A 20,780-nucleotide genomic window follows, 5' to 3' on the forward strand; every position below is an offset into this window, starting at 1 on the left:
CCCGCCTCGGTCCTGGAGCCTGCCATGCTGCGAACCGTCCTCATCGGAGTCCTGATCGCCCTGCCGGCCGTCGGCTCCGCCGTGGGGGCGGACTGCACGCAGGCGCCCGATCAGACGGCGGCGAATCTCTGCGCGGCCCAGAATTTCGCGCAGGCCGATGCGGAACTGAACCGGCGCTACGCTGCCCTGCGCGACAAGCTCGACAGCAACGGGCGGCACAACCTGGTGGCGGCGCAGCGGGCCTGGATCGCCTTCCGCGACCTCGAGTGCAACCTGCGCACCGGCTACGACGCCTCCGCGCCCGATTCCAACGGAACGATCGCGCCCCTGCTCGACGGCACCTGCAAGACCGAGTTGACCCGCCAGCGCATCCAGGACCTGACCGCACAGATCAAGTGCCCGGGCGGCGACCTCGCCTGCGCACCCTGAGCGGGATACGGACCGGCCTCAGATCACCTCGTAGGCGAACAGGAAGGCGACGCCGGTGATGCCCATGAGGCCGAGCAGGAAGAAGTTGTCCGCCACCTGCTCGGCGAAGCGGCTGATGCGCGGCCGGGCCTCGAGCCGCGTCGACAGGTAGGACAGGATCGCGCTCAGCAGGAACAGGACGGCGACGATGCCGCTGTAGACGTCGACCTGGCTGGGACCGGAATAGTGCTCCAGCAGCTTCACCAGACCAATCAGCGTGGTGCTGATTCCGATCATCGTGCTGGCGGTCGGGAGGATGTGACGGGATTTCTCCCCGTCCTTCACACCGGGCAGGCCCACCGATCGTCCCTCCTCGCGCCGCGTCCAATCCCGGGACGGTATGCGCGGGACGGATTGATAACCGGTATGCGCATCGGTGTAGTCCCAGCGAAGACACCGGGTGTCCGACAGCCCGATCGTCGGTCAGACCGCGCGTTAACTCGGGCCGTGGCCGCGCGATCCCGCGCAGTCAATGCGAAGTGTACGACCTGCGGCCGCGGAACGCTGACTCAACGCGAAGACCTTCGCACGTGGGGCGGACGCGGCCGGCCGGTCCGCGCCCCGGCCGGCGTGACGCCGCCGATCCAGGTCGATGGGTGCGGGTTCCGTGTCCCGGTCGGTGAGCCGGTCGTGCCGGGCGAGGGCCAAGCGTCCGATCGTCGGCGCTGCCAGTCGCCCCCTTCCCGGTTGCGGACGTGCGGCGGGGTGATGATCGCGTCCCACGCAGGGATCTCTGCAATCCGGACGGCCTATCGCCGAGCGATGATTTTAATCCCGGCCTTATTTATGGATCAGGGTATTTACCGAAAGCCTTAATACGTGGATAATAGCAACATCAAAACCTATTAAAGATGCCCTCAAGAAATATTGCGTAATCTCTACGTGGGAAAATAACATGGAAGACAGGGAACTAAAGCTTGAGATCATAATAAATTGTCATAATTATGAAGATTACGTTCGAAATGCGATCGCAAGCGTACTCTCCCAGGACACGACCCACTGCGATGTCATCGTCGTCGATGATGGATCGACTGATCGTTCGTGGGAGGTAATCGAGCAGTTCAAGGTTCGCGCGTTCAGGAAAGAGAACGGCGGTCAAGTCAGCGCCTGCCGATACGGCGTGTCGAAAACGGATGCCCCGTTCATCCTGTTCTTGGATGCCGACGACGAACTCGTTCCGGGCTCGATACAGACGATCATCCAGCATCCCGATGCGGACGTTGCGAAGCTACAGTTCCCATTGCTTCGCATCGACAGCAACGGCACGCCGCTCGGCACGTCTTTTCCGAATCTGGCGAAAGGCCGGGCGCGCGCCACGTTCGTCAAGGCCATCGAGAGGGCGGGGACCTACATCTCGCCACCGACCTCGGGCAACGTGTTTCGCAGGGACCTGTGCGCGCTCCTGGAGGACGCCCATTACGATTCGGCCGTCGACGGCGTGATGCTGCTCGCCGCGCCGTTCCACGGTGACGTCGTGAGCCTGTCCGAACCGCTCGGCCGCTACAGATTGCACAACAAGAACAAGTCCGGCACCAACCGGACACCGACGGTGGCCCTGATCAGAAAGCACCAGAAACGGTTCGTCGATCGGCTGGAACATCTTAGAACCGCACTGCCCGACAGGGATGGATCCTGCAAAATCGCCCCACCGACCCGTATGTACATGCATGCTCGGTACGATAATTACTGCGATATACTGGAGATGCGCCGCATCACCTGGGCGGGCGTCGTCGTCACGATCCGATCGTTCCCGACCTGGTACAGCCCGCTCAGGCGCGTATCCGTCGTGCTGTTCCTGCTGGCCTGCACAATCCTGCCGCGCCGGACGGTCAGATCGATCCTGGAGGCGCGTCTGACCGGGAGTTGGAGGCCTGTCGTGTCGAACATCCGCACCTTGGGCATGGCCCGGTCGGGCTGATGGGCCGCAAGCCGGCCTTTGCCCGCATCCGGCAGCGATCGGGGACCATCGGCCCCGGTAGGGAGAGGCGGCACACGCGCGCCAGACGTGGGACGACCGGTGTCCACGCCGGCGAGCACCGGAACCGGAGCGCAAGACGAAGCGATCGCGGAGACGGCAATGGCGAGATCTCCGGGGCGTCAGGCTTGCCTGCGATAGTCCGTCCGGGCTCTTTTTGCCGACCGGCCCAGAACGTGCTTGGATGCAGACGCCGGAACTATGCATCTCGATAGAGGCATCGGTTCCGGATGTCTGCGCGGGGCCCGATGCCGGGCCCGCTCATCTTCGGAGGCCTGTCGACCGGCATGAAGGACGCCATTTCTTGCTGTCCAAGGGGCGTCACGTCCGGGAGCGCGACGCGTCCGCACCGGGCGGTGGCGCGCTAGGATGGCGGCCGCGGAGCCACCGGACGTCATCGTCGTCGGAGCGGGCGTCATCGGGCTGTCCGCCGCCCTGGCCCTGCGCGCGCGCGGCCTGTCGGTCACGGTGCTCGATCGGGAGGGCCCGGCGGCCGGGGCGAGCGCGGGCAATGCCGGCGCCTTCGCGTTCTCCGACATCCTGCCGCTAGCCTCGCCCGGCATCCTCAGGAGGGCGCCGCGCTGGCTGCTCGATCCGCTCGGGCCGCTCTCGGTGCCGCCGGCCTACGCGCCCCGGATCCTGCCCTGGATGCTGCGCTTCTGGCGAGCCTGCGCGCCGGATCGCGTCCGCCAGGCGACCGCCGCCCAGACCGCGCTCATGGACCTGTCGCGGGACACGCTGGAGCCATTCCTCGAGGCCACCGGCACGCGGGGGATGCTGCGCAAGGACGGCAACCTCCAGGTCTACGAGGGAAAGCCGGAATTCGAGGCCGCCCTCCCCGGCTGGGACGTCCGCGCCGATCACGGCATCGCCTTCCAGCACCTCGACGCCGCCGCGATGGCGGCGATCCAGCCGGGCCTGGCGCCCCGCTTCACGCACGGGACGTTCACCCCCGGCTGGTACTCGATCGCCGAACCGAAAACCTACGTGCTCGCCCTGGCCGAGCGCCTGCGGGACGAAGGCGGCGCGATCGCGCGGGCCGAGGTCACGGCGCTGCGCCCCACGGCCGACGGCGTCGCCGTGGTGACATCCGCCGGCACCCGCATGGCCGGGCAGGTCGTGGTCGCGGCCGGGGCCTTCTCGCACCGCCTTGCCCGCACCTTGGGCGAGCGGATCCCGCTGGAGACGGAGCGGGGCTACAACACGACCCTGCCCGAGGGCGCCCTCGACCTGCGCACGCAGGTCACCTTCGGGGGCCACGGCTTCGTGGTGACGCGGCTCTCCTGCGGGATCCGGGTCGGCGGCGCGGTGGAACTCGGCGGCCTCGACCGGCCGCCGGATTTCCGGCGCTCGGAGGCGATGCTGCGCAAGGCCAAGACCTTCCTGCCGGGCCTCAAAACCGAGGGCGGCCAGCCCTGGATGGGCTTCCGACCGTCGCTGCCCGACTCGTTGCCCGCCATCGGTCGGGCCGCGTCCACCCGCCGGGTCGTCTACGCCTTCGGGCACGGTCATCTGGGGCTGACCCAGTCGGCGGGCACCGCGCGCCTCGTCGCCGACCTCGTCACCGGCGCGCCGCCGTCCATCGACCTCGCGCCGTTCTCGCCCCAGCGCTTCCGATAGGGCTTCGCCTATGGCCAACCACACCTTCTCGTGCCTCGACGGCCATACCTGCGGCAACCCGGTCCGCCTCGTCTCGGGCGGGGGCCCGATCCTCGAAGGCGGCACCATGCTGGAGAAGCGCGCCCATTTCCTGCGCACCTACGACTGGATCCGCACCGGGCTGATGTTCGAGCCGCGCGGCCACGACATGATGTCGGGCGCGATCCTGTATCCGCCGACGCGGCCCGATTGCGACGTCGCGGTGCTGTTCATCGAGACCAGCGGCTGCCTGCCGATGTGCGGCCACGGCACCATCGGCACGGTCACCATGGCGATCGAGAACGGCCTGGTCACGCCGCGCGCGCCGGGGCGGCTCTCGATCGACGCGCCGGCCGGCAAGGTGGACATCACCTACCGGCAGGAGGGCCGTTTCGTGGAGGAGGTGCGGCTGCGCAACGTGCCGGGCTTCCTGCACGCCGAAGGGCTGACCGCGCATCTCGATGGGGTCGGCGAGATCGTGGTGGACGTCGCCTACGGGGGCAACTTCTATGCGATCGTCGAGCCCCAAAAAAACTTCCGGGACATGGCCGATCACACCGCCGGGGACCTCATCGCCCGGTCGCCGAAGCTGCGCGCGGCGCTCAATGCCACGTACGACTTCGTCCATCCCGAGCATCCGGAGATCCGGGGCCTGTCCCACATCCTGTGGACCGGCGCGCCACGCCACCCCGAGGCCCAGGCCCGCAACGCCGTGTTCTACGGCGACAAGGCGATCGATCGCTCGCCCTGCGGCACCGGCACCTCGGCCCGCATGGCGCAGCTCGCCGCCAAGGGGCGCCTCGGGGTCGGCGACGATTTCGTGCACGAATCGATCATCGGCTCGCTGTTCCGCGGCCGGGTCGAGGCCGCGACCACGGTGGCCGGCAAGCCCGCGATCGTGCCCTCGGTGGCGGGCTGGGCGCGCCAGACCGGCATCAACACCATCTTCATCGACGACCGCGATCCGTTCGCGCACGGCTTCGTGGTGGCGTAGCTCCCAGCGGGTCCGCGTCGAAGTCGCCGTGCCCGCGGTCCCTCAGGGCGCGAGCCGGGTGAACACGTAGTCGTGGTCCCGGACGTTGGCCTGATGGCAGGCGAAGCAGGTCTCGTGCTGGGCCGCGTCCGTGGGCTTGCCGTCGATGAAGCGGCCGAACCCCCAGCCGCCGGTTTCCGGGTAGCGCTTCGAATCCTTGACCATGACCTGGATCGTGGTCGCCGCCCCGGGGACGAAGGCGGGCTCGAATTCCCGGGAGGAGGTGCGTTTCCAGGCGCGCTTCACCAGGATCGTCCCGTCCGGGAAGGGCAGCGTGCCCGCCCGGTAGGCCTGCAGCGCCGGGGCGTTGCCCACCACCGCGCGCAGCTCGTCGAGGGCGCCGGTCTCCTGCGCGACCCCGATGAGCGGCCAGTCGCGAAAACCGTCCGGAACGGTCACGCCGTAAAGCGGCGACGCTTCGGGCGCGGTCCCGGCACGGAGGGCGGCGGCGCCCAGCAGGGCGGCCGCCAGCAAGCTGGACGCAGCAACGGTGATGGCACGCATCGCAGGCTCCTGTGCCGTCTCAGGCCGATCCGGACGCGGGGGACCTCAGGCCGAGGCCGCATCGATGACGGCCTGCGCGAAGGCGTGCGGCGCCTCCTGGGGCAGGTTGTGGCCGATCCCGCCGGTGATCGGCCGGTGCGCGTAGCGGCCGATGAATTTCCCGGCATAGGTCGCAGGCTCCGGATGCGGGGCGCCGTTGGCGTCGCCCTCGAGCGTGATCGTCGGCACGGCGATCTCCGGCGCCCGGGCCAGCCGGTCCTCCAGGGCCTCGTAGCGCCGCTCGCCCTCGGCGAGCCCGAGCCGCCAGCGGTAATTGTGGACGACGATGCCGACATGGTCGGGGTTGTCGAAGGACTGGGCGCTGCGGGCGAAGGTCGCGTCGTCGAACGCCCAGCGCGGCGAGGCGCTCTGCCAGATCAGCCGGGCGAAGGCGTCGCGATACGCCTCGTAGCCGGCCCGGCCCCGGCTGGTGGCGAAGTAGAACTGGTACCACCAGGACAGCTCGGCCTTCGGCGGCAGCGGCGCCTTGCCGGCCTCCTGGCTGCCGATCAGGTAGCCGCTCACCGAGACGAGGGCGCGGCACCGGTCCGGCCAGAGCGCCGCGACGATGCAAGCCGTCCGGGCGCCCCAGTCGAAGCCGCCGAGCACGGCGCGGGGGATGCCGAGGGCGTCCATGAGGGCGATGACGTCCACCGCCAGCGCCGCCTGCTCGCCGTTGCGGACCGCGTCCGTGGCCAGGAAGCGGGTCGTCCCGTAGCCGCGCAGATGCGGAACGATCACCCGATGGCCCGCTGCGGCGAGGATCGGGACGACCTCCGCGAAGGCGTGGATGTCGTAGGGCCAGCCGTGCAGCAGAATGACCGCCGGACCGTCGGCGGGGCCGGCCTCGACATAGCCGACATCGAGCATTCCGGCCTCGACCTGCTTCAGCGTGCCGGGCATGGTTCCGGCCGCGGAGGCTCCCGTCTCGGCCCGCGCGACGCCGATGCGGCCCAGCTCGGCGACCGCCACGGTCGCGGCCGTGGCGCCGAGGAGCCGGCGGCGGCTCCGGTCGATGGTCTCGGGAGGGGGTTCGGGGCGCGTGTCGGCGGGCATGGAGGCCTCCGCTTTGACGGATCTTCGAGTGCGCGAAGACTGCATCACGGGCCGGCATCGCGCTCGAACACAGCTTCGAGATAGCTCTCGGAAGCGCTTGTGTCTTACAGGGCGGTGCCTGTGGCCGTCCATCGTCCCGAACGGTGGCCGAAGACTTTCGGGACGCCGGTGTTACTCACGGCGTCGGCGACACGATCTCCGCTCGCATCCCCGCCACGATCGCATCACTGGGACAGGGTGCGCAGCTCGCCGCGGGCGAGGCCGACCAGGGTCCGGCCGAGCAGCCACAGGATCACCAGCGTCGCCAGCGCCAGGAGCGCCAGGGCGGTGCCGTCGGCGAGCGCGCCCGGCATCGCGGTCGCGACGCGCAGGGACGCCACCGCGGCGGCGGCGAGGGGGAAGCTCACCGCCCACCAGGCGACCCGGAACGGGCAGGCCTGGACGAGGCGGGCGAGCTTCGGCAGCAGCACCGCCAGCAGGAACAGCGCGACGGCGTAGAGCGCCTCCGCGAACAGGTCGATCGTCCCGGTGGTCGCCACGTAGGTCGAGAACCCGACCGCGAACGGGGCGATCAGGATCAGCAGCGCCGGCTGCAGCGCCACCGGAAGCGGCGCCTCGAACAGCAGGCGCGACAGGATCAGCGTGAACAGCGGCACCGCGAAGAACAGGCCGACCGCGAGCCCGAACATCATGACCGCGTGCATCGGCGGCAGGCCCAGCCCCGGCAGGGCGAGCGGCACGTCGAGGAGGCCCACCACCGGGACGATCCAGGCCGGCGTCGCGTGCGCCGCCTGCTGGCGCTCGCTCAGCCAGCGGGTCACGATCAGCCACGCGAACAGGGTCATGCCCACGGCGCCCAGAACCCACAGGACCTGCGCGACGAGCAGGTTCGCTCGCGCCAGCGGGATCGGCAGCAGCAGCAGGCTGATCAGCGGCGTCCCGAACAGGTTTCCGGCGATCGGATGGAGAAACTCGGCGCGCACCGCCTGCGGGGCGATGGCAGCCTTCACGGCGTAGCCCGCCGCGATCGCCACGAAGGCGGCGAGCGCGGCCAATCCCAGGGCATCCGCGATCCAGGCCGGCGCGGCATAGCGGGCCTGGGCCAGGCTCCAGGCGACGCTGAGGCCGGTCAGGCCCATCACCGCGGCGAACAGGCCGACCGGCAGCGCCGCGAGCTGCCGCCAGCCCGCCGGGGCGGCCGGCGGCGTGTCGGGGGCCTTGTGCGCGGTCAGGGCGGTCTCGGGCGGATCCGCGATCCGCACGCCCGGCGCGACCATATCCAGCATCGGCTGCCTCCAAGATGGCCCCGGCGAGCCCGGCCCCCGTCGCCGGCCTGCCGGACGCGTCCCCAAAACTCGTCAGGCCGCGGTGAGCCTGGTGTTGGCGATCGGGAGGGCGCGGATGCGCTGCCCGGTGAGGGCCGCGACCGCGTTCAGCACGGCGGGCGGCACCCCCGGAAGCCCCGGCTCGCCGACGCCGCCCATGGGCGCGCCGCTCTCGACGATGCGCACGTGGACCGCCGGCATGTGCTCCCGGCGCAGGATCGGGTAGGTGTCGTAATTCTGCGACTGGCGTACGCCGTCGCGGTAGACGATCTGCTCGAACAGCACCGACGAGAGGCCCAGGGCCGCGGCCGACTCGACCTGGGCCCGCACGATCGCCGGGTTGACCACGCTGCCGGGATCGAACGCGATCCACAGGGTGTGGACCCGCGCCTCGCCGCCCTCGACCGACACCTCGGCGATCGTGGCCGTCTCCGACCCGAACGGCGAGGCCATCGCGAGGCCGCGGGCGCGCATGCCGCCCTCGGCCGCGTAGGGCCCGCGCCGCCAGCCGCCGGACATCTCGGCCACCGCCGCGAGCAGCGCCAGGTGGCGCGGGCTGTCCTTCAGGAGCGCCTGGCGCAGCGCGAACGGGTCCTGCCCGCCCCCTTGCGCGATCTCGTCGAGGAAGCTCTCGTAGAACGCATCGTTCATCGAGTGGCCGACGGAGCGCCAGAACGCGATGGTCACCGGGTGGGCGAGCTTGGTGAAGGTCATCCGCCGGTTCGGGATGGCGTAGGGCTTCTCGACGATCCCCTCCACGGCGGAGGAATCGATCGGGTTCTTGAACAGCGCCCCGAAATAGCGCCCGATCGGCCCCTCGCCGACGGTGCGGACCTCGATGGCGCTCGGCCGGCCCTCTGCGTCGAGGGCGGCCCGGAAGCGACTGTAGCTGAGCGGGCGCAGGGCGTCGGAGCGGAACTCCTCCTCGCGCGACCACAGCACCTTCACCGGACGCTTGGTCGCCTGCGCGAGGCGGATCGCCTGCGGGAACGGGTTGCCGGGTCCGTAGGCGAAGTGGCGGCCGAAGAAGCCGCCGAGCATCGGCGAATGGATCCGCACCTGCGCCGGCTGCAGGCCCGCGGCCTGGGCGGAGATCGCCTGGAACAGCTCCGGCATCTGGTTGGGCAGCCAGAGGTCGAGCGTCCCGTCCTCGGCAAAGCGCGCGAGCGCCGAGGGCGGCTCGAGCTGGGCGTGGGCGAGATAGGGCGCCTCGTACTCCGCCTCGATGACCTTGGCCGCCTTGGCGAAGGCGTCGGCGGTGTCGCCCACCGCCTCGGCCGCGAGGCCCGGATCGGTGGAAGCCTTGAGCGCTGCCACCATCCCGTCGGACGAGAAGTCGGCCGCGACCGTGTCGAGCCCGCCGGGCTTGGGCGCCGACCAGCGCACGGTGAGCGCCTCGACCGCCTTGCGGGCCCGCCACCAGCTGTCGGCCGCGACCGCGACGGCGCCCGGCAGGCGATGCACCGAATGGACCCCCGGCATCGCCCGGATGTCCGCCTCGTTGGTGAGCGCCTCCGGCTCGGTGCCGAGATGCGGGGCGTGCTGCACGGCCGCGTACAGCATGCCGTCGAGTTTCTGGTCGATCGCGTAGACCGCCCGCCCGGTCGCCTTGTCGTGCACGTCGAGCCGCGGGACCGGCTGGCGGATATACCGGAAGGTCGCCGGGTCGCGCAGTTGTACGGCCTCGTTCGGCTTCAGCAGCAGGGCGTCGGCCGCCAGGTCACCGTAGGGCAGCGACCGGTTGGTCGCCGCGTGCAGCACGACCCCGTCGCGGGTGGTGAGTTCGGCCTCCGGGACCTTGAGCCGGGCCGCGGCGGCGCGGATCAGCATGTCGCGGGCGGTCGCGCCGAGCCGGCGCATCACCGCGTAGCTGGAGCGGGTCGAGAAGCTGCCGCCGGTCATGCGCAGCCCGTTCACCACGGCATAGTCGGGACCGGGCGGCGCGCATTCCACGACGAACCGCGCGGGCGGCACGTCGAGCTCCTCGCCGACGATCTGCGCGATGCCGGTGGCGATGCCCTGACCGCCCTCGACGAAGGGGCTGAGCAGCTTGACGGTGCCGTCCGGGTGGATCTCCAGGAAGGCGGCGACCCGGGTGCCGGGCTTGGGCGCGATCGCGCCCGCTCCCTCCGCGGGCCCCTGCGCCTGGGCGCGGGCGCTGCGGCCGGGGAGCGCCACGCTGAGCACCAGCGCGCTGCCGGCGGCCGTCAGGAAGCCGCGCCGCGATGCCTCGCGCGGCATCGGTTCGACCACGGTCACGGCGTCCGCCGGGGCCGGAGCGAGAAACTGTTCCATGCCGCTCTCCTCAGGCCGAGGCCTGCCGCACGGCGGCGGCGATGGCGTTGTAGGTTCCGCAGCGGCACAGGTTGGTCATCGCGTCGGCGATATCGGCGTCGGTGGGGCGCGGCGTCTGCTTGAGCAGGGCGGTCGCGGCCATGACCTGACCCGACTGGCAATAGCCGCATTGGGGCACCTGAAGCGCCACCCAGGCCGCCACGACCTTTTGGCCGACCGCGTCCTGCTCCACCGCCTCGATCGTGGCGACGGGCTGCGTGCCGACGCTCTCGATCGGGATCTGGCAGGAGCGCGTCGCCTGGCCGTCCAGCAGCACCGTGCAGGCGCCGCATTGGCCGATACCGCACCCGTACTTGGTGCCGGTCAGGCCCAGCGTATCACGCAGGACGAACAGTAATGGCGTGTCGGGCTCGGCATCGACTGCATGCTGGCGACCATTGATCGACAGGTTCACCATGATCGTGTCCGTCCGAATATCAGCAGGGCCTGCACCATGCTTAAGCGTGGCCCTGCCCGCGGCCTACGCCATAAAGGCCACGTTTTCGGACATCGCCCGCGGCCGCAGCCCGCCGGCACCGCCCGCGGACATGGTCCGCGTCACATCACGGCGAGCGGCCCGGCAGCCTGGCGGATTCGCCGGGGGACCTCGCCGTAGACCCGGAGGAACGACCGGCGCATCCGCTCCCGGTTGGCGAACCCGACCGCCTGGGCGATGGCCTCCAGCGGCAGCCGGCTCTCCTCCAGCATCAGCTTGGCCGCATCGACCCGGATCGTCTCGACGGCCTTGGCCGGGGAGGTCCCGGTCTCGGCGCGGAACAGGCGCGTCAGCTGGCGCGGGCTCAGGCAAGCCACCGCCGCCAGGTCCTCGGCCGTCAGCGGCTTGCCCGGGTTGCGCCGGGCGTAGTCCAGCACCCTCTGGATCCGATCGGTGGGGGGATCGACATCGAGCAGGGCCGAGCGCTGCGCCTGGCCGCCGGACCGGCGCCGCTCCATCACCAGCCCCCGGGCGACCGAGGTGGCGAGGTCCCGGCCGTGGTCGCGCTCGACCATGCCGACCGCGAGGTCGATGGCCGCCGACATGCCGGCCGAGGTCCAGATGTTGTCGTCGGCGATGTAGATCTTGTCGACGTCGAGCTTGCAGGCGGGGTAGCGCGCGCGGAAATGGGGCGCGAAATACCAGTGCGTGGTCGCGCGCCGCCCGTCGAGTATCCCTGCATCGGCGAGGGTGAAGGCCCCCAGGCACAGGCCGGCGAGCCTGCGTGTCCCCTGCGCGGCGGCGCGGATATAGGCGGCGAGCCCCGGCGCGGTCGTCGGGATGCCGACGCCGGCCGCGACCAGGATCGTGTCGAAGGCGTCCGGCTCGGCCAGCGGCTCGGTGGCGACGTCGGCGCCCAGGCCGGCCCGGAGCCGGCCGCCCAACTCGGAATGCAGGCGGACGTCGTAGAGCTTCTCGCCCGCATACCAATTCGCCATCTCGAACGGCGAGGTGACGGCCAGACCCATGAAGTCGAAATCGGGACAGAGGACGAGGCCGATGCGACGCGTCGCTGCCATGAAGAACCGTCCCGTTCCGCCCCGGTATCGGCTTTTGTAGTAGCATTCCTTTCGAGAGAGGGCGAACGGTAGAAGCACATCCAGACGTGCGCGACGCGGTTTTCGCACCGGATACGGGTCAACCGCCGGGCGAATGGAGCGCATGACCGACGCAGGCGCCGCGGATCCTTCGGGCCGGACGCGCGATCTCGACGCCCGCCGGACTCAGCGAAGGGCGAATCGGAAGCACCGATCCCTCAAGATCGCAATGAAGCAGGACGCCAGCCGCGAACGATACATTCTTCCCATCGTATTGCACAACACCACGACGATTCTTCCGTCTTGTCCTGTTCGCCGATCGAAGACGATTGACGACGAACAGCGCCGCGCAGATCGTGATACTCTGCAACATCCCTTCCGCAGAGGTGCCGGTTTTGCCTACGGAACGCATCGTCCTGAGCGAGAACATCGCCGCCACGGCCCACGCGATCTTCGCGCAGGCGGGATTCGGCGCGGTCCAACCGCTGTCCCACGCCTTCGGCCTCGCCGAGGCGGCGCGCCTCGCCGACACCAACGTGCTCGGGATCCGCTCGCGGACCACGGTCACGGCGGAGCTGCTCGACGCGCTGCCCGACCTGACCGTCATCGGGTGCTTCAGCGTCGGGACCAATCAGGTCGATCTCGAGAGCGCCCGGGCGCGGGGCGTGCCCGTCTTCAACGCGCCGTTCTCGAACACGCGCAGCGTCGCCGAACTCACGATCGGCGAGATCGTGATGCTGCTGCGGCGCATCCTGCCGCGCTCGGCCTCCGCGCATGCGGGCGGATGGGACAAATCCGCGACGGGCGCCTTCGAGGTCCGCGGCAAGACACTGGGGATCGTCGGCTACGGCAATATCGGCTCGCAGCTGTCCAATCTCGCCGAGGCGATGGGCATGCGCGTCATCTTCCACGACCTGACCGACAAGCTGCGCCACGGCAACACCGAGCCGGTGGACAGCCTGGAGACCCTGCTCGCCCTGAGCGACGTGGTCAGCCTGCACGTTCCCGAAACACCGGCGACGCACGGGCTCATGAACGCGGCACGGATCCGCGCCATGAAGCCCGGCGCCTACCTGATCAACAACAGCCGCGGCACGGTGGTGGACCTGGAGGCCCTGGCCGCGGCGCTGCGGGAGGGCCGTCTCTGCGGCGCCGCGATCGACGTCTTCCCTGTCGAGCCGACCTCCAACGCGGAGCGCTTCGTCTCGCCGCTCCAGGGCCTCGCGAACGTGATCCTGACCCCGCATATCGGCGGATCGACGGAAGAAGCGCAGGACCGCATCGGCGCGGAGGTCGCCCGCAAGCTGGTGGAGTATGCCCAGACCGGCTCGACGCTGGGCGCCGTCAACTTCCCGCAGGTGCAATTGCCACCGCGCCTGTCCGGCGCACGCTTCCTCCACGTGCACCGGAACGTGCCCGGCGTCCTGGGCAAGATCAATACGGTCTTCTCGGGCCGCGCGCTCAACATCGACGCGCAGTATCTGCAGACCGATGGCGATTTCGGCTACGTGGTCGTGGATGCGTCGGTGGAGCGGACGGAGGCGGATGCGGTTCTCCAGGCGCTCCGGAGCATCGACGGCACCGTGCGCGCCCGGCGCCTGGTGCCCCGGGCCGCGTGAGCGGTACCGGCGTGGAGCAGTACGGCCCGGGCAGAAACCCGTCTTTCCACGAATGCCGCCCGTATTCGTCGCCGCTCCGAAGCTTTGCTTTCCTGCATTCAAAATTTCTGGCAGCTTGTGAGTCCTCGAACGCGGGCGGAGCCGGTCTCCGCCGGAGTCCGGGATCGTTCGTCGCCGCGCCGGGGCCGTCGGCGGCCGGCGCCGCGCGACGTCCAAGGGAGACCCTCGCATGCCGCTTCCATCATCGGGGCCGCGCTCGACCCTGACCTCGCTCGCGGTCATCGCGGCCGTCTGCGTCGGCGCGACCGGGGCGCTCGCCTACACGGCGGGCTGGCTCTCGCCCGACCGCCTGACGCCCACGAAGCTCGTCGACGCGCTCGCGCCGCCGACCGGCCCGGTTCCCGGGTATCGCCGCAACCACGCCAAGGGCATCTGCTTCACCGGAACGTTCGAGGCCAACGGCCAGGGCAGCGCGCTCTCGCGGGCACGCATCTTTGAGGCCGGGCACCATCCGGCGCTGGGGCGGTTCAACCTCGGCACCCCCAATCCGGGCGCGCCGGATGCCACCGTCCGGGTGCGGGGCCTCGGGCTGCAGATCACGTCGGACGACGGCGCGGTGTGGCGCACCGCCATGATCAACGCGCCGGTCTTCCCGGTTTCCACCCCGGAGGCGTTCTACGCCCTGCTGCGGGTCCCGGCGAGCAAGGAGCCGAACGCGATGGCGGCCTTCGTCGCCGCGCATCCGGGATTCGCCCCGTTCGGCGCCTGGGCCAAGAGCCCCGACTGGACCGCGAGCTACGCGCAGGAGCCCTACAACAGCCTCAACGCCTTCCTGGTGACCGACGCGTCCGGCGCCGAGCGGGCCGTGCGCTGGTCGTTCCGTCCCGAAGCGCAGGCGGTGCGGATCACGCCCGAGGATCTGGCCAAGCGCGGCCCCGCCTACCTGGAGCAGGAGATCGCGGACCGGGTCGCGGCCGCGCCGCAACGCTGGACCCTGGTCCTCACCGTCGCCGAGCCCGGCGACCCGACCGCCGATCCGAGCCGGGCCTGGCCGGAGGGACGGCGCAGCGTGGAGGCGGGCACCCTGGTGGTTCGGCGCATCGAACCCGAGGCGGACGGCCCCTGCCGCGACATCAACTTCGATCCGACGATCCTGCCGGATGGCATCCGGGTCTCCGACGACCCGTTCCCGGCGGCGCGCTCGGCGGCCTACGCGCGATCCTACGACCTCCGCACCGCGGAGGAAAAGGATTATCCTGGGCGCACGGCGGAGGCGCGGCGATGACGACAGACAGGACGCGCTTCACGGGCGGCCAGCGGCTGCTGCACTGGTCGATGGCGGCGTGCATCATCGCGATGTTCTTCATCGGGGTCGGCATGGTCTCGACGATCATGCCCACATACGTGCCGTTGCTGGCGACCCATAAGACGCTGGGCGTGGCGATCTTCGTCCTCGCCCTGATCCGGCTGGCGGTGCGGGCGCGAAGCGGGAGCCCGCCCCTGCCGGCCGACCTGCCGGCGCCGATGAAGCTCGCCGCGCACCTGTCCCATTACGGGCTCTACGCGCTGATGTTCGCCATGCCGCTTCTGGGCTGGGCGATGCTGTCGGCCGGGGCCTACCCGGTCGTGCTCTACGGCGGCCTACGCCTGCCCGCGATCCTACCGCAGAACGCCGCGCTCCATACGCTGCTGTGGAACGCGCATTTCTACCTCGCCTTCGCGTTCTTCGCCCTGGTGCTGACCCATGTGGCGGCGGCGCTGTTCCACGCGCTGGTCCGCCGGGACGGCGTGTTCGAGGCGATGGCCCCGGTCGGATCGCGGAGCGGCGCGGCGCCCCGGTGAGCCGGCGTCCAGCGCTCGGGCACCACTCTAGCGCAGCACGCCCTCGGCCAGGGCGCGCTGGATGCCGCGCACGTCGGCGCCCTTCTTGAGGGTGCGCTCGATCGGCTGCGGCGTGCCCGAGACCCAGATCTTGAGCTCGGCATCGAGATCGAAGGTGCCGGCCGTCTCCACCGAGAAGCGGACCACCGCCCGGTAGGGAATCGAGGTGAATTCGACCTTGCTGCCGGTGACGCCCTGCACGTCGATCAGGATGATCCGGCGTTCCGTGAACACGAACACGTCCCGGATGATCTTGAACGCCAGGCGCGCCGTCTCGCCGTCGATCAGGATGCCCGCGAGCCTTCGCTCGAGCGAGGCGGCGTCGACTTCGGCGCCGTGTCCCAGCAATCCATCCAGCAGAACCATGGCTCGAATGCTCGCTTCGCCTGTTCCGGGGCCGACACCATGCCGGCCGGGTCCCGCGCCGGCAACAGGCCGGCGGTCCGAACCGGTCATCCGACGCGTTGGCGTTTCGAAGGGCGGGCGCTAAAGGCCACGCCATGTTCGATGACGCAGCCGCTCGACGCTATCTCGCGGGACTGGCCCCGGTGGCCGAGGGGTCGGTGCGCTGGCTCATCCATGACCAGGCCCGGCACTGGGTTTCGGTCGTGGACACCGCGTTGGCGTCGCTGCGGCAGGATTGCGCGCATGTCCTGAGCACCCTGCCGGAGGAGGATCCGAACGCCTCCCTGGTCGAGGCGATCCGCGCGTTCCTCGCCGAAGGGCCTGACCGCACCCCGCACGTCATCGCCCTCTCGTGCGCCGTCCTGATGCAGAGCATGGGCGATCCCGACGCGGTCTTCGCGCGGATCCAGTCCGGCGTCATGGCGACCCTCGTCGACGCCGAGGACGTGGTGGTCAGGCCCGTCGCCGCATGACGCGACGGCGGCGCGCGCCGACGCGTTGCCCCGCCCGGTTGCCGGCGTCTCGACGAGGGCCGCGTGCGCTGGGCCGGTGACGCCGCCCGCCCCGAACGCGGCCCGCGGTCTCAATCGACGACGAGGTTGAGGGTCCGGGCGGCGGGGGCGATGTCCACGCGCCGCCCCCAGTCGAAGGCGAGGAAATCCTGCTCGATCCCGTCGGCGAACACGACGCCGCCCTCGTTCATCCGGGAGGTCACGGCCAGGGCCGCGTCGGCGAGCTTGCCCGCGCGCAGGCCCGTCGCGGTGGCGACGCTCGGAAACGGCTCGCGCACCCAGTAGCCGACCGCCGCCTCCTCGACGCCGACAGCGAGGGCGATGTGGGTCGCGTCGCTGATCGACCGGGCCCAGCCGGTCAGGCCGGTCCCGGACGCCACGATCAGGCCGCTCGACGACTGGTCCTCCGCCCGGCCGCGATCCTCGATCCGGTAGCGCGCGGATTGGTGGCTGCGGTGGCCGACGAAGATCTCGTTCAACGCCAGCAGCCGCTCGCCGCCGTCGAGCACCGCCTGCACCATGGTGCGGCGCTCGATCCGCGCGGCTCCGGCGACGCTGGCCGGCAGCAGCGCCCCCAGCCGCTCCACCGGGGCGCGCGCCAGGATGCCGTCGTAGAGGTCGGGCGCCGGATTGACGCCGACCACCGGCTGCCCGTCGAGATACTTCGCGACGTTGGCCACGAGCCCGTCCTGGCCCACCGCGACCACGACGTCCTCGGGGGCGAACAGGAAGCGATCGAGGTCGGGGCGGCGCACCAGCGCCTGGCGCCACTCCGTCGGCACGCAAGCGCGGGCCTGCGCGAGGACCGCGTGGGCGCGCGCGTGGCGCTCCTCGATCTCCGCGATCGACTGCCCGCGGCTCTCCAGGAAGAACCGGACCTGGCCGCGGGTCGCGTGCCGGATCAGCAGCAGTTCGTAATCGGTGTCGCGGATCACGAAGACCACCCGGGGCGTGACCCCTGCCATGGCCCGCCCCCCTCAGCGCGTCGCGGCCGGCAGCGGCACGGCCCGGCGGAATTCGCCCAGGGCCGCCGCGAGCAGGTCGGGCGTGACGTTGAGGTGCTCGATCGTGTCGAGCTTGCCGGCGAATTCCCGTGCGGCGAGCCCCAGCAGCACGGCCGGCGGCATGTCGCGGTAGATCGCGGCGCGCTGCTGCTCGGCCTCGGCGCGGGCGCCCTCGACGAGCCGGATCCGCTCGGCCTCGGCGGCCGCCTCGAGCCCCTGGGCTTCGGCGAGGCCGGCCGCCCGATCGCGGGCGTTCTGCGTCTCCTGCACGATCAGGAGCGTCTCGCGCCGGGCCAGCTCGGTCTTGGTCGCGAGTTCGTTCTCCGCGATGGCCCGCTCCTTCTCGACCGCGAGGGCACGGCGGGCGAAGGTCGCCTCGTCGGCCTTCTGCTGCAGCGCCTCGTAGGTCGGCGTCTGCAGGGCGCGTTCCAGCTCGCTGGTGGGTGCGAGGTTGGTGAGCCGCACCGACACCGCCGCGACCCCGATCTCGGCGAGCGCCGGGGCCGATGCCAGGACCGCCTCGAGGATCACCCGCAGCGGCTCGGGGCCTGCATCGAGCAGGGCACCGATCGGCGCGGCGCCGAGATATTGCAGGACCGCCTGGCCGGCGATGCCGCTGAGGCGCGCCTCGATCTGCTCGATCGGCTCGCCCTGCAGGCGGCCGGTGGCGAGGTTGATCGAGAAATCGACCCGGCGTGCCAGCAGTTCGGGATCGACCACGTGCCAGCCGACCGTCCCCTGCACCGCGACCGTCTGGAAGTCCCGGCTGCGGCCGCGCACGAACAGCGTCATCTCGCGGTCGTCCACCGGCACCTCGCTGATGCTGGCGGTCTCGGGCCTGAACCAGAAGACCAGTCCCCGGCCGCTCTGCCGGACGCGGCCGCTGCTGTAGCGGATGACGTGGCGGCTCGCCTCGCTCCTCAGCTGGGCGATCAGGCCGATGTTGCGGATCGTAGCCATGATGTCCTCCTTGCGGGTCAACGGGACGGTCGGAACCGGTAGAGTTCGGCGGGGCGGAACGCCGTGCCGGCCTCGCGCGCGCCGGTCGGCTCCAGCCAGCCGCGGTCGAGCATGCGGCGGCGGAAGGCGGGCTTGTTGAGCGACGTACCGAGGATCGCCGCGTGCACGTCCTGCAGCTGCCGGAGCGTGAAGTGCTCCGGCAGCAGCGCGAAGGCGACGTCCGAATAGTCGAGCTTGCCGCGCAGCCGCAGCACGGCCAGCGCCAGGATGTCGGCATGGTCGAAGGCCAGCGCGAGCGGGTCCCCGTCCTCCGGCAGGGCCGAGACGGGGCCGCCGGCCTCGCCCTCCCAGGGCACCGCGACGCTCGCGGCCGTCAGGCCTCGTTTACCCGCGAGCGCTTCCGCGAAGGTCCGCTCCGGCAGCAGCGCCAAGTAGGCCACGGAGACGATGCGCATGCGCGGATCGCGGTCCAGGGCGCCGAAGGTGTAGAGCTGTTCGAGGCGCGCTTGCGGGATCCCGGCCTTCTCCCGCAGGACCCGCCAGGCCGCCGCGTCCAGGGTCTCGGCGATGCCGACGAAGCCGCCCGGCAGCGCCCAGCGCCCGGCATGGGGATGCTGCGTGCGCTCCGTCAGGAGCGCCGTCAGGCGCCCCTGACGCAGGCCGAGCAGGACGAGATCGACGGCGAGCGCCGGCCGCTCGTAGGCGGCGGGGTCGTATCCGGCGAGGAACTCGGGTTCGGTCATGGCGCCAACTATGCTCAACTTGAGCATAACTAAGACGCAGATTGCGCATAAGTCAAGGAGCCACCGGGTTCAGGTGCGGAGCGGGCGCCCCGATCTGCCGGGGCGCGACCGGCCGGGGAGAGTGGGCGCCGAAGACGGGCGACGCGTCGCGTGGCCGCCGGAAGCCGTGCGCGAGAACCCGATGTGCGAGCCGGCCTCACGGGTTCGATCCGCCCCGCGGCATGGCCTGCGGGCGGCGCGAACCGGTTTGCCGGGTCACGGCCAAGGCACGACGCGCGGGTGAGGAGGCGCCTATGAAGCAGCGCCGATCGTTCGAACACTTAACATGCGTCAATAGAAAATCATCGAAACAAATATTTCCCTCGAAGGTTATCGCCTCAAGAACCGGCATCATCGTCGCGTTATGCAGCTGAACCGTCTTACCAAGAACGTCCGCTGGGCCTGTCATGTCGGACGAGACGGGCGCTCTGTTTCCTTTCCAGCGCGCCGCTGCTGCGCGGGCTCGTCCGGGACGAGACGAAGACTGTGCTCCGCGTGCGGAGAGCGGGACGGCTCGTCCGCGTCGCTCGGGCGGCCAACGGTCGGCGGCGGGCCGATCCGGCGCGCGGATCACGCTTCGTGCCGGACGACCGAGAGGACGGCGACGTTGTGCGCGACGGCGACGTTGTGCGCGACGGCGACCTGGAAAACCTAAGTCCACCTCGGGCCGCCGCACGGCTCGACAACGGGACCGCCTCGCATCCGGCCGCCGTGCCCGGATGGCTGCGCCGTCTTCGCGACACCGGATGCGTCCGCGCCCCGACCCACCCGCGTCAGAGAATGGAGATCCGCGGATGACGAATTTCCCAAAACCCCCCTTCGAGCGGCAGCGCCCGCTGACGCCCCCGGCCCGCGACGCCGACATGGATCCCAGGCCCGATTATGGCGAGGCGCATTACCGGGGGTCGGGACGTCTCACCGGGCGCAAGACCGTGATCACCGGCGCCGACAGCGGCATCGGCCGCGCGGTGGCCCTCGCCTTCGCCCGCGAGGGCGCCGATGTGCTGGTCAGCTACTTCGACGAGCACGATGACGCGCAGGAGACCTGCCGCCTCGTCGAGGAGGCCGGTCGCAAGGCCGTGGCGGTGCCGGGCGACATCAAGGACGCCGCGCATTGTCGCGCGATCATCGATCGGGCGGTGGCCGAGTTCGGGCAGGTGGACGTGCTCGTCAACAACGCGGCGCACCAGAAGACCTTCGCGTCGCCGGAAGACATCTCCGATACGGAATGGGAGATCACCTTCGCCACGAACATCCACGCGATGTTCTACCTGGTGAAGGCGGCGCTGCCGCACATGAAGGCGGGCGCCGCGATCATCAACACAACCTCGGTCAACGCCGATACGCCGAGCCCGCAATTGCTCGCCTACGCGACCACCAAGGGCGCCATCCAGAACTTCACCGGCGGCCTCGCGCAGATGTTGGCCGAGCGGGAGATCCGGGTGAACTGCGTCGCGCCCGGGCCCGTCTGGACGCCTCTGATCCCCTCCACGATGCCGCCCGAGAAGGTGCGGACCTTCGGCTCGCAGGTGCCGATGCAGCGCCCCGGCCAGCCGTGCGAGCTCGCCCCCGTCTACGTCCTGCTGGCGAGCGCGGAATCGAGTTACGTCTCGGGCGCGACCATCGCCGTGACGGGCGGCAAGCCGATCCTCTGATCCCGATGGCTGCCGACCGCAGGCGGAGCCTGCGCGCGACGGAGATGCCCGAGGCGC

General features: G+C 70.7%; 20 protein-coding genes. 9 read left to right on the top strand and 11 right to left on the bottom strand.

The features are described 5' to 3' along the window. Nucleotides 1-24 precede the first annotated feature (24 nt). On the top strand, nt 25-429 hold the full coding sequence (locus tag ACYQPG_RS01200) for a lysozyme inhibitor LprI family protein (protein WP_419830953.1): 405 nt from the start codon (nt 25-27) through the stop codon (nt 427-429). Nucleotides 430-447: 18 nt separating this feature from the next. Here ACYQPG_RS01200 and ACYQPG_RS01205 read toward each other — a convergent pair whose 3' ends face one another. Further along, entirely contained in the window at nt 448-768 is a 321-nt protein-coding gene (locus ACYQPG_RS01205; RefSeq protein WP_147939300.1) for a hypothetical protein, read from the bottom strand. 595 nt (nt 769-1,363) lie between these two features. On the opposite strand from ACYQPG_RS01205, the gene ACYQPG_RS01210 reads away from it, so the two are divergent. From ACYQPG_RS01210 to ACYQPG_RS01220, 3 genes are all read left to right on the top strand, one after another. Further along, a complete protein-coding gene (locus ACYQPG_RS01210) occupies nt 1,364-2,386 on the top strand; it encodes a glycosyltransferase family 2 protein (protein WP_461230044.1) in 1,023 nt (340 codons plus the stop codon). A gap of 426 nt (nt 2,387-2,812) precedes the next feature. Continuing rightward, nucleotides 2,813-4,063 (top strand): NAD(P)/FAD-dependent oxidoreductase, encoded by a 1,251-nt coding sequence (locus tag ACYQPG_RS01215; protein WP_461230045.1) that lies wholly within the window; start codon nt 2,813-2,815, stop codon nt 4,061-4,063. Nucleotides 4,064-4,073: 10 nt separating this feature from the next. Further along, entirely contained in the window at nt 4,074-5,075 is a 1,002-nt protein-coding gene (locus ACYQPG_RS01220) for a 4-hydroxyproline epimerase (protein ID WP_147908081.1), read from the top strand. A 42-nt stretch (nt 5,076-5,117) separates the two neighbouring features. On the opposite strand, the gene ACYQPG_RS01225 is transcribed toward ACYQPG_RS01220, so the two are convergent. From ACYQPG_RS01225 to ACYQPG_RS01250, 6 genes are all read right to left on the bottom strand, one after another. Continuing rightward, nucleotides 5,118-5,618, bottom strand: a complete 501-nt coding sequence (locus ACYQPG_RS01225; protein ID WP_461230046.1) for a cytochrome P460 family protein — start codon at nt 5,616-5,618, stop codon at nt 5,118-5,120. A 45-nt stretch (nt 5,619-5,663) separates the two neighbouring features. Then, a complete protein-coding gene (locus ACYQPG_RS01230; RefSeq protein WP_461230047.1) occupies nt 5,664-6,713 on the bottom strand; it encodes an alpha/beta fold hydrolase in 1,050 nt (349 codons plus the stop codon). 224 nt (nt 6,714-6,937) lie between these two features. Then, the gene (locus ACYQPG_RS01235; protein WP_461230048.1) at nt 6,938-7,999 is read right to left on the bottom strand and encodes an SLAC1 anion channel family protein; all 1,062 of its coding nucleotides are present in this window, start codon (nt 7,997-7,999) and stop codon (nt 6,938-6,940) included. A gap of 72 nt (nt 8,000-8,071) precedes the next feature. Continuing rightward, nucleotides 8,072-10,333, bottom strand: a complete 2,262-nt coding sequence (locus ACYQPG_RS01240) for a xanthine dehydrogenase family protein molybdopterin-binding subunit (RefSeq protein WP_419830960.1) — start codon at nt 10,331-10,333, stop codon at nt 8,072-8,074. Between the two features lie 10 nt (nt 10,334-10,343). Next, entirely contained in the window at nt 10,344-10,790 is a 447-nt protein-coding gene (locus ACYQPG_RS01245) for a (2Fe-2S)-binding protein (RefSeq protein ID WP_147908076.1), read from the bottom strand. Between the two features lie 140 nt (nt 10,791-10,930). Further along, nucleotides 10,931-11,887: a GlxA family transcriptional regulator gene (locus ACYQPG_RS01250; protein ID WP_147908075.1), complete on the bottom strand. Its 957-nt coding sequence runs from the start codon at nt 11,885-11,887 to the stop codon at nt 10,931-10,933. A gap of 413 nt (nt 11,888-12,300) precedes the next feature. Between ACYQPG_RS01250 and serA the strand changes: the two genes are divergently transcribed. The 3 genes from serA (at nt 12,301) to ACYQPG_RS01265 (ending at nt 15,366) form a co-directional block, all read left to right on the top strand. Beyond that, nucleotides 12,301-13,524, top strand: a complete 1,224-nt coding sequence (gene serA / locus ACYQPG_RS01255; protein ID WP_461230049.1) for a phosphoglycerate dehydrogenase — start codon at nt 12,301-12,303, stop codon at nt 13,522-13,524. Nucleotides 13,525-13,753: 229 nt separating this feature from the next. Then, a complete protein-coding gene (locus ACYQPG_RS01260; protein WP_419830962.1) occupies nt 13,754-14,809 on the top strand; it encodes a catalase family peroxidase in 1,056 nt (351 codons plus the stop codon). After that, the gene (locus tag ACYQPG_RS01265; RefSeq protein ID WP_419830963.1) at nt 14,806-15,366 is read left to right on the top strand and encodes a cytochrome b; all 561 of its coding nucleotides are present in this window, start codon (nt 14,806-14,808) and stop codon (nt 15,364-15,366) included. Before ACYQPG_RS01260 ends, ACYQPG_RS01265 begins: the two co-directional genes overlap by 4 nt. A 27-nt stretch (nt 15,367-15,393) precedes the next feature. Here the strand turns inward: ACYQPG_RS01265 and ACYQPG_RS01270 are convergent, their stop codons facing one another. Further along, the gene (locus ACYQPG_RS01270) at nt 15,394-15,771 is read right to left on the bottom strand and encodes a PH domain-containing protein (RefSeq protein ID WP_461230050.1); all 378 of its coding nucleotides are present in this window, start codon (nt 15,769-15,771) and stop codon (nt 15,394-15,396) included. 134 nt (nt 15,772-15,905) lie between these two features. Here ACYQPG_RS01270 and ACYQPG_RS01275 point away from each other — a divergent pair, with 134 nt between their 5' ends. Further along, on the top strand, nt 15,906-16,283 hold the full coding sequence (locus tag ACYQPG_RS01275; RefSeq protein ID WP_147939309.1) for a hypothetical protein: 378 nt from the start codon (nt 15,906-15,908) through the stop codon (nt 16,281-16,283). A 110-nt stretch (nt 16,284-16,393) separates the two neighbouring features. On the opposite strand, the gene ACYQPG_RS01280 is transcribed toward ACYQPG_RS01275, so the two are convergent. The 3 genes from ACYQPG_RS01280 to ACYQPG_RS01290 are packed head-to-tail and all read right to left on the bottom strand — an operon-like array spanning nt 16,394 to nt 19,029. Continuing rightward, nucleotides 16,394-17,287: an NAD(+)/NADH kinase gene (locus ACYQPG_RS01280; RefSeq protein WP_461230051.1), complete on the bottom strand. Its 894-nt coding sequence runs from the start codon at nt 17,285-17,287 to the stop codon at nt 16,394-16,396. A 12-nt stretch (nt 17,288-17,299) separates the two neighbouring features. Beyond that, on the bottom strand, nt 17,300-18,286 hold the full coding sequence (locus ACYQPG_RS01285; RefSeq protein ID WP_147939311.1) for an SPFH domain-containing protein: 987 nt from the start codon (nt 18,284-18,286) through the stop codon (nt 17,300-17,302). Between the two features lie 17 nt (nt 18,287-18,303). Beyond that, nucleotides 18,304-19,029, bottom strand: a complete 726-nt coding sequence (locus tag ACYQPG_RS01290; protein ID WP_147939312.1) for an NUDIX hydrolase — start codon at nt 19,027-19,029, stop codon at nt 18,304-18,306. An 833-nt stretch (nt 19,030-19,862) separates the two neighbouring features. Here ACYQPG_RS01290 and ACYQPG_RS01295 point away from each other — a divergent pair. After that, on the top strand, nt 19,863-20,723 hold the full coding sequence (locus ACYQPG_RS01295; RefSeq protein ID WP_461230052.1) for an SDR family oxidoreductase: 861 nt from the start codon (nt 19,863-19,865) through the stop codon (nt 20,721-20,723). The last annotated feature ends 57 nt before the right edge of the window (nt 20,724-20,780 follow it).

The sequence above is a fragment of the Methylobacterium sp. CM6246 genome, assembly GCF_054818005.1.

Bases quoted from the DNA above. Each gene is read 5' to 3' on its own strand.
- ACYQPG_RS01200 (WP_419830953.1), top strand. From the start codon at position 25: ATGCTGCGAACCGTCCTCATCGGAGTCCTGATCGCCCTGCCGGCCGTC.
- ACYQPG_RS01210 (WP_461230044.1), top strand. From the start codon at position 1,364: ATGGAAGACAGGGAACTAAAGCTTGAGATCATAATAAATTGTCATAAT.
- ACYQPG_RS01215 (WP_461230045.1), top strand. From the start codon at position 2,813: ATGGCGGCCGCGGAGCCACCGGACGTCATCGTCGTCGGAGCGGGCGTC.
- ACYQPG_RS01220 (WP_147908081.1), top strand. From the start codon at position 4,074: ATGGCCAACCACACCTTCTCGTGCCTCGACGGCCATACCTGCGGCAAC.
- ACYQPG_RS01225 (WP_461230046.1), bottom strand. From the start codon at position 5,618: ATGCGTGCCATCACCGTTGCTGCGTCCAGCTTGCTGGCGGCCGCCCTG.
- ACYQPG_RS01230 (WP_461230047.1), bottom strand. From the start codon at position 6,713: ATGCCCGCCGACACGCGCCCCGAACCCCCTCCCGAGACCATCGACCGG.
- ACYQPG_RS01235 (WP_461230048.1), bottom strand. From the start codon at position 7,999: ATGCTGGATATGGTCGCGCCGGGCGTGCGGATCGCGGATCCGCCCGAG.
- ACYQPG_RS01240 (WP_419830960.1), bottom strand. From the start codon at position 10,333: ATGGAACAGTTTCTCGCTCCGGCCCCGGCGGACGCCGTGACCGTGGTC.
- ACYQPG_RS01245 (WP_147908076.1), bottom strand. From the start codon at position 10,790: ATGGTGAACCTGTCGATCAATGGTCGCCAGCATGCAGTCGATGCCGAG.
- ACYQPG_RS01250 (WP_147908075.1), bottom strand. From the start codon at position 11,887: ATGGCAGCGACGCGTCGCATCGGCCTCGTCCTCTGTCCCGATTTCGAC.
- ACYQPG_RS01260 (WP_419830962.1), top strand. From the start codon at position 13,754: ATGCCGCTTCCATCATCGGGGCCGCGCTCGACCCTGACCTCGCTCGCG.
- ACYQPG_RS01265 (WP_419830963.1), top strand. From the start codon at position 14,806: ATGACGACAGACAGGACGCGCTTCACGGGCGGCCAGCGGCTGCTGCAC.
- ACYQPG_RS01270 (WP_461230050.1), bottom strand. From the start codon at position 15,771: ATGGTTCTGCTGGATGGATTGCTGGGACACGGCGCCGAAGTCGACGCC.
- ACYQPG_RS01275 (WP_147939309.1), top strand. From the start codon at position 15,906: ATGTTCGATGACGCAGCCGCTCGACGCTATCTCGCGGGACTGGCCCCG.
- ACYQPG_RS01280 (WP_461230051.1), bottom strand. From the start codon at position 17,287: ATGGCAGGGGTCACGCCCCGGGTGGTCTTCGTGATCCGCGACACCGAT.
- ACYQPG_RS01285 (WP_147939311.1), bottom strand. From the start codon at position 18,286: ATGGCTACGATCCGCAACATCGGCCTGATCGCCCAGCTGAGGAGCGAG.
- ACYQPG_RS01290 (WP_147939312.1), bottom strand. From the start codon at position 19,029: ATGACCGAACCCGAGTTCCTCGCCGGATACGACCCCGCCGCCTACGAG.
- ACYQPG_RS01295 (WP_461230052.1), top strand. From the start codon at position 19,863: ATGACGAATTTCCCAAAACCCCCCTTCGAGCGGCAGCGCCCGCTGACG.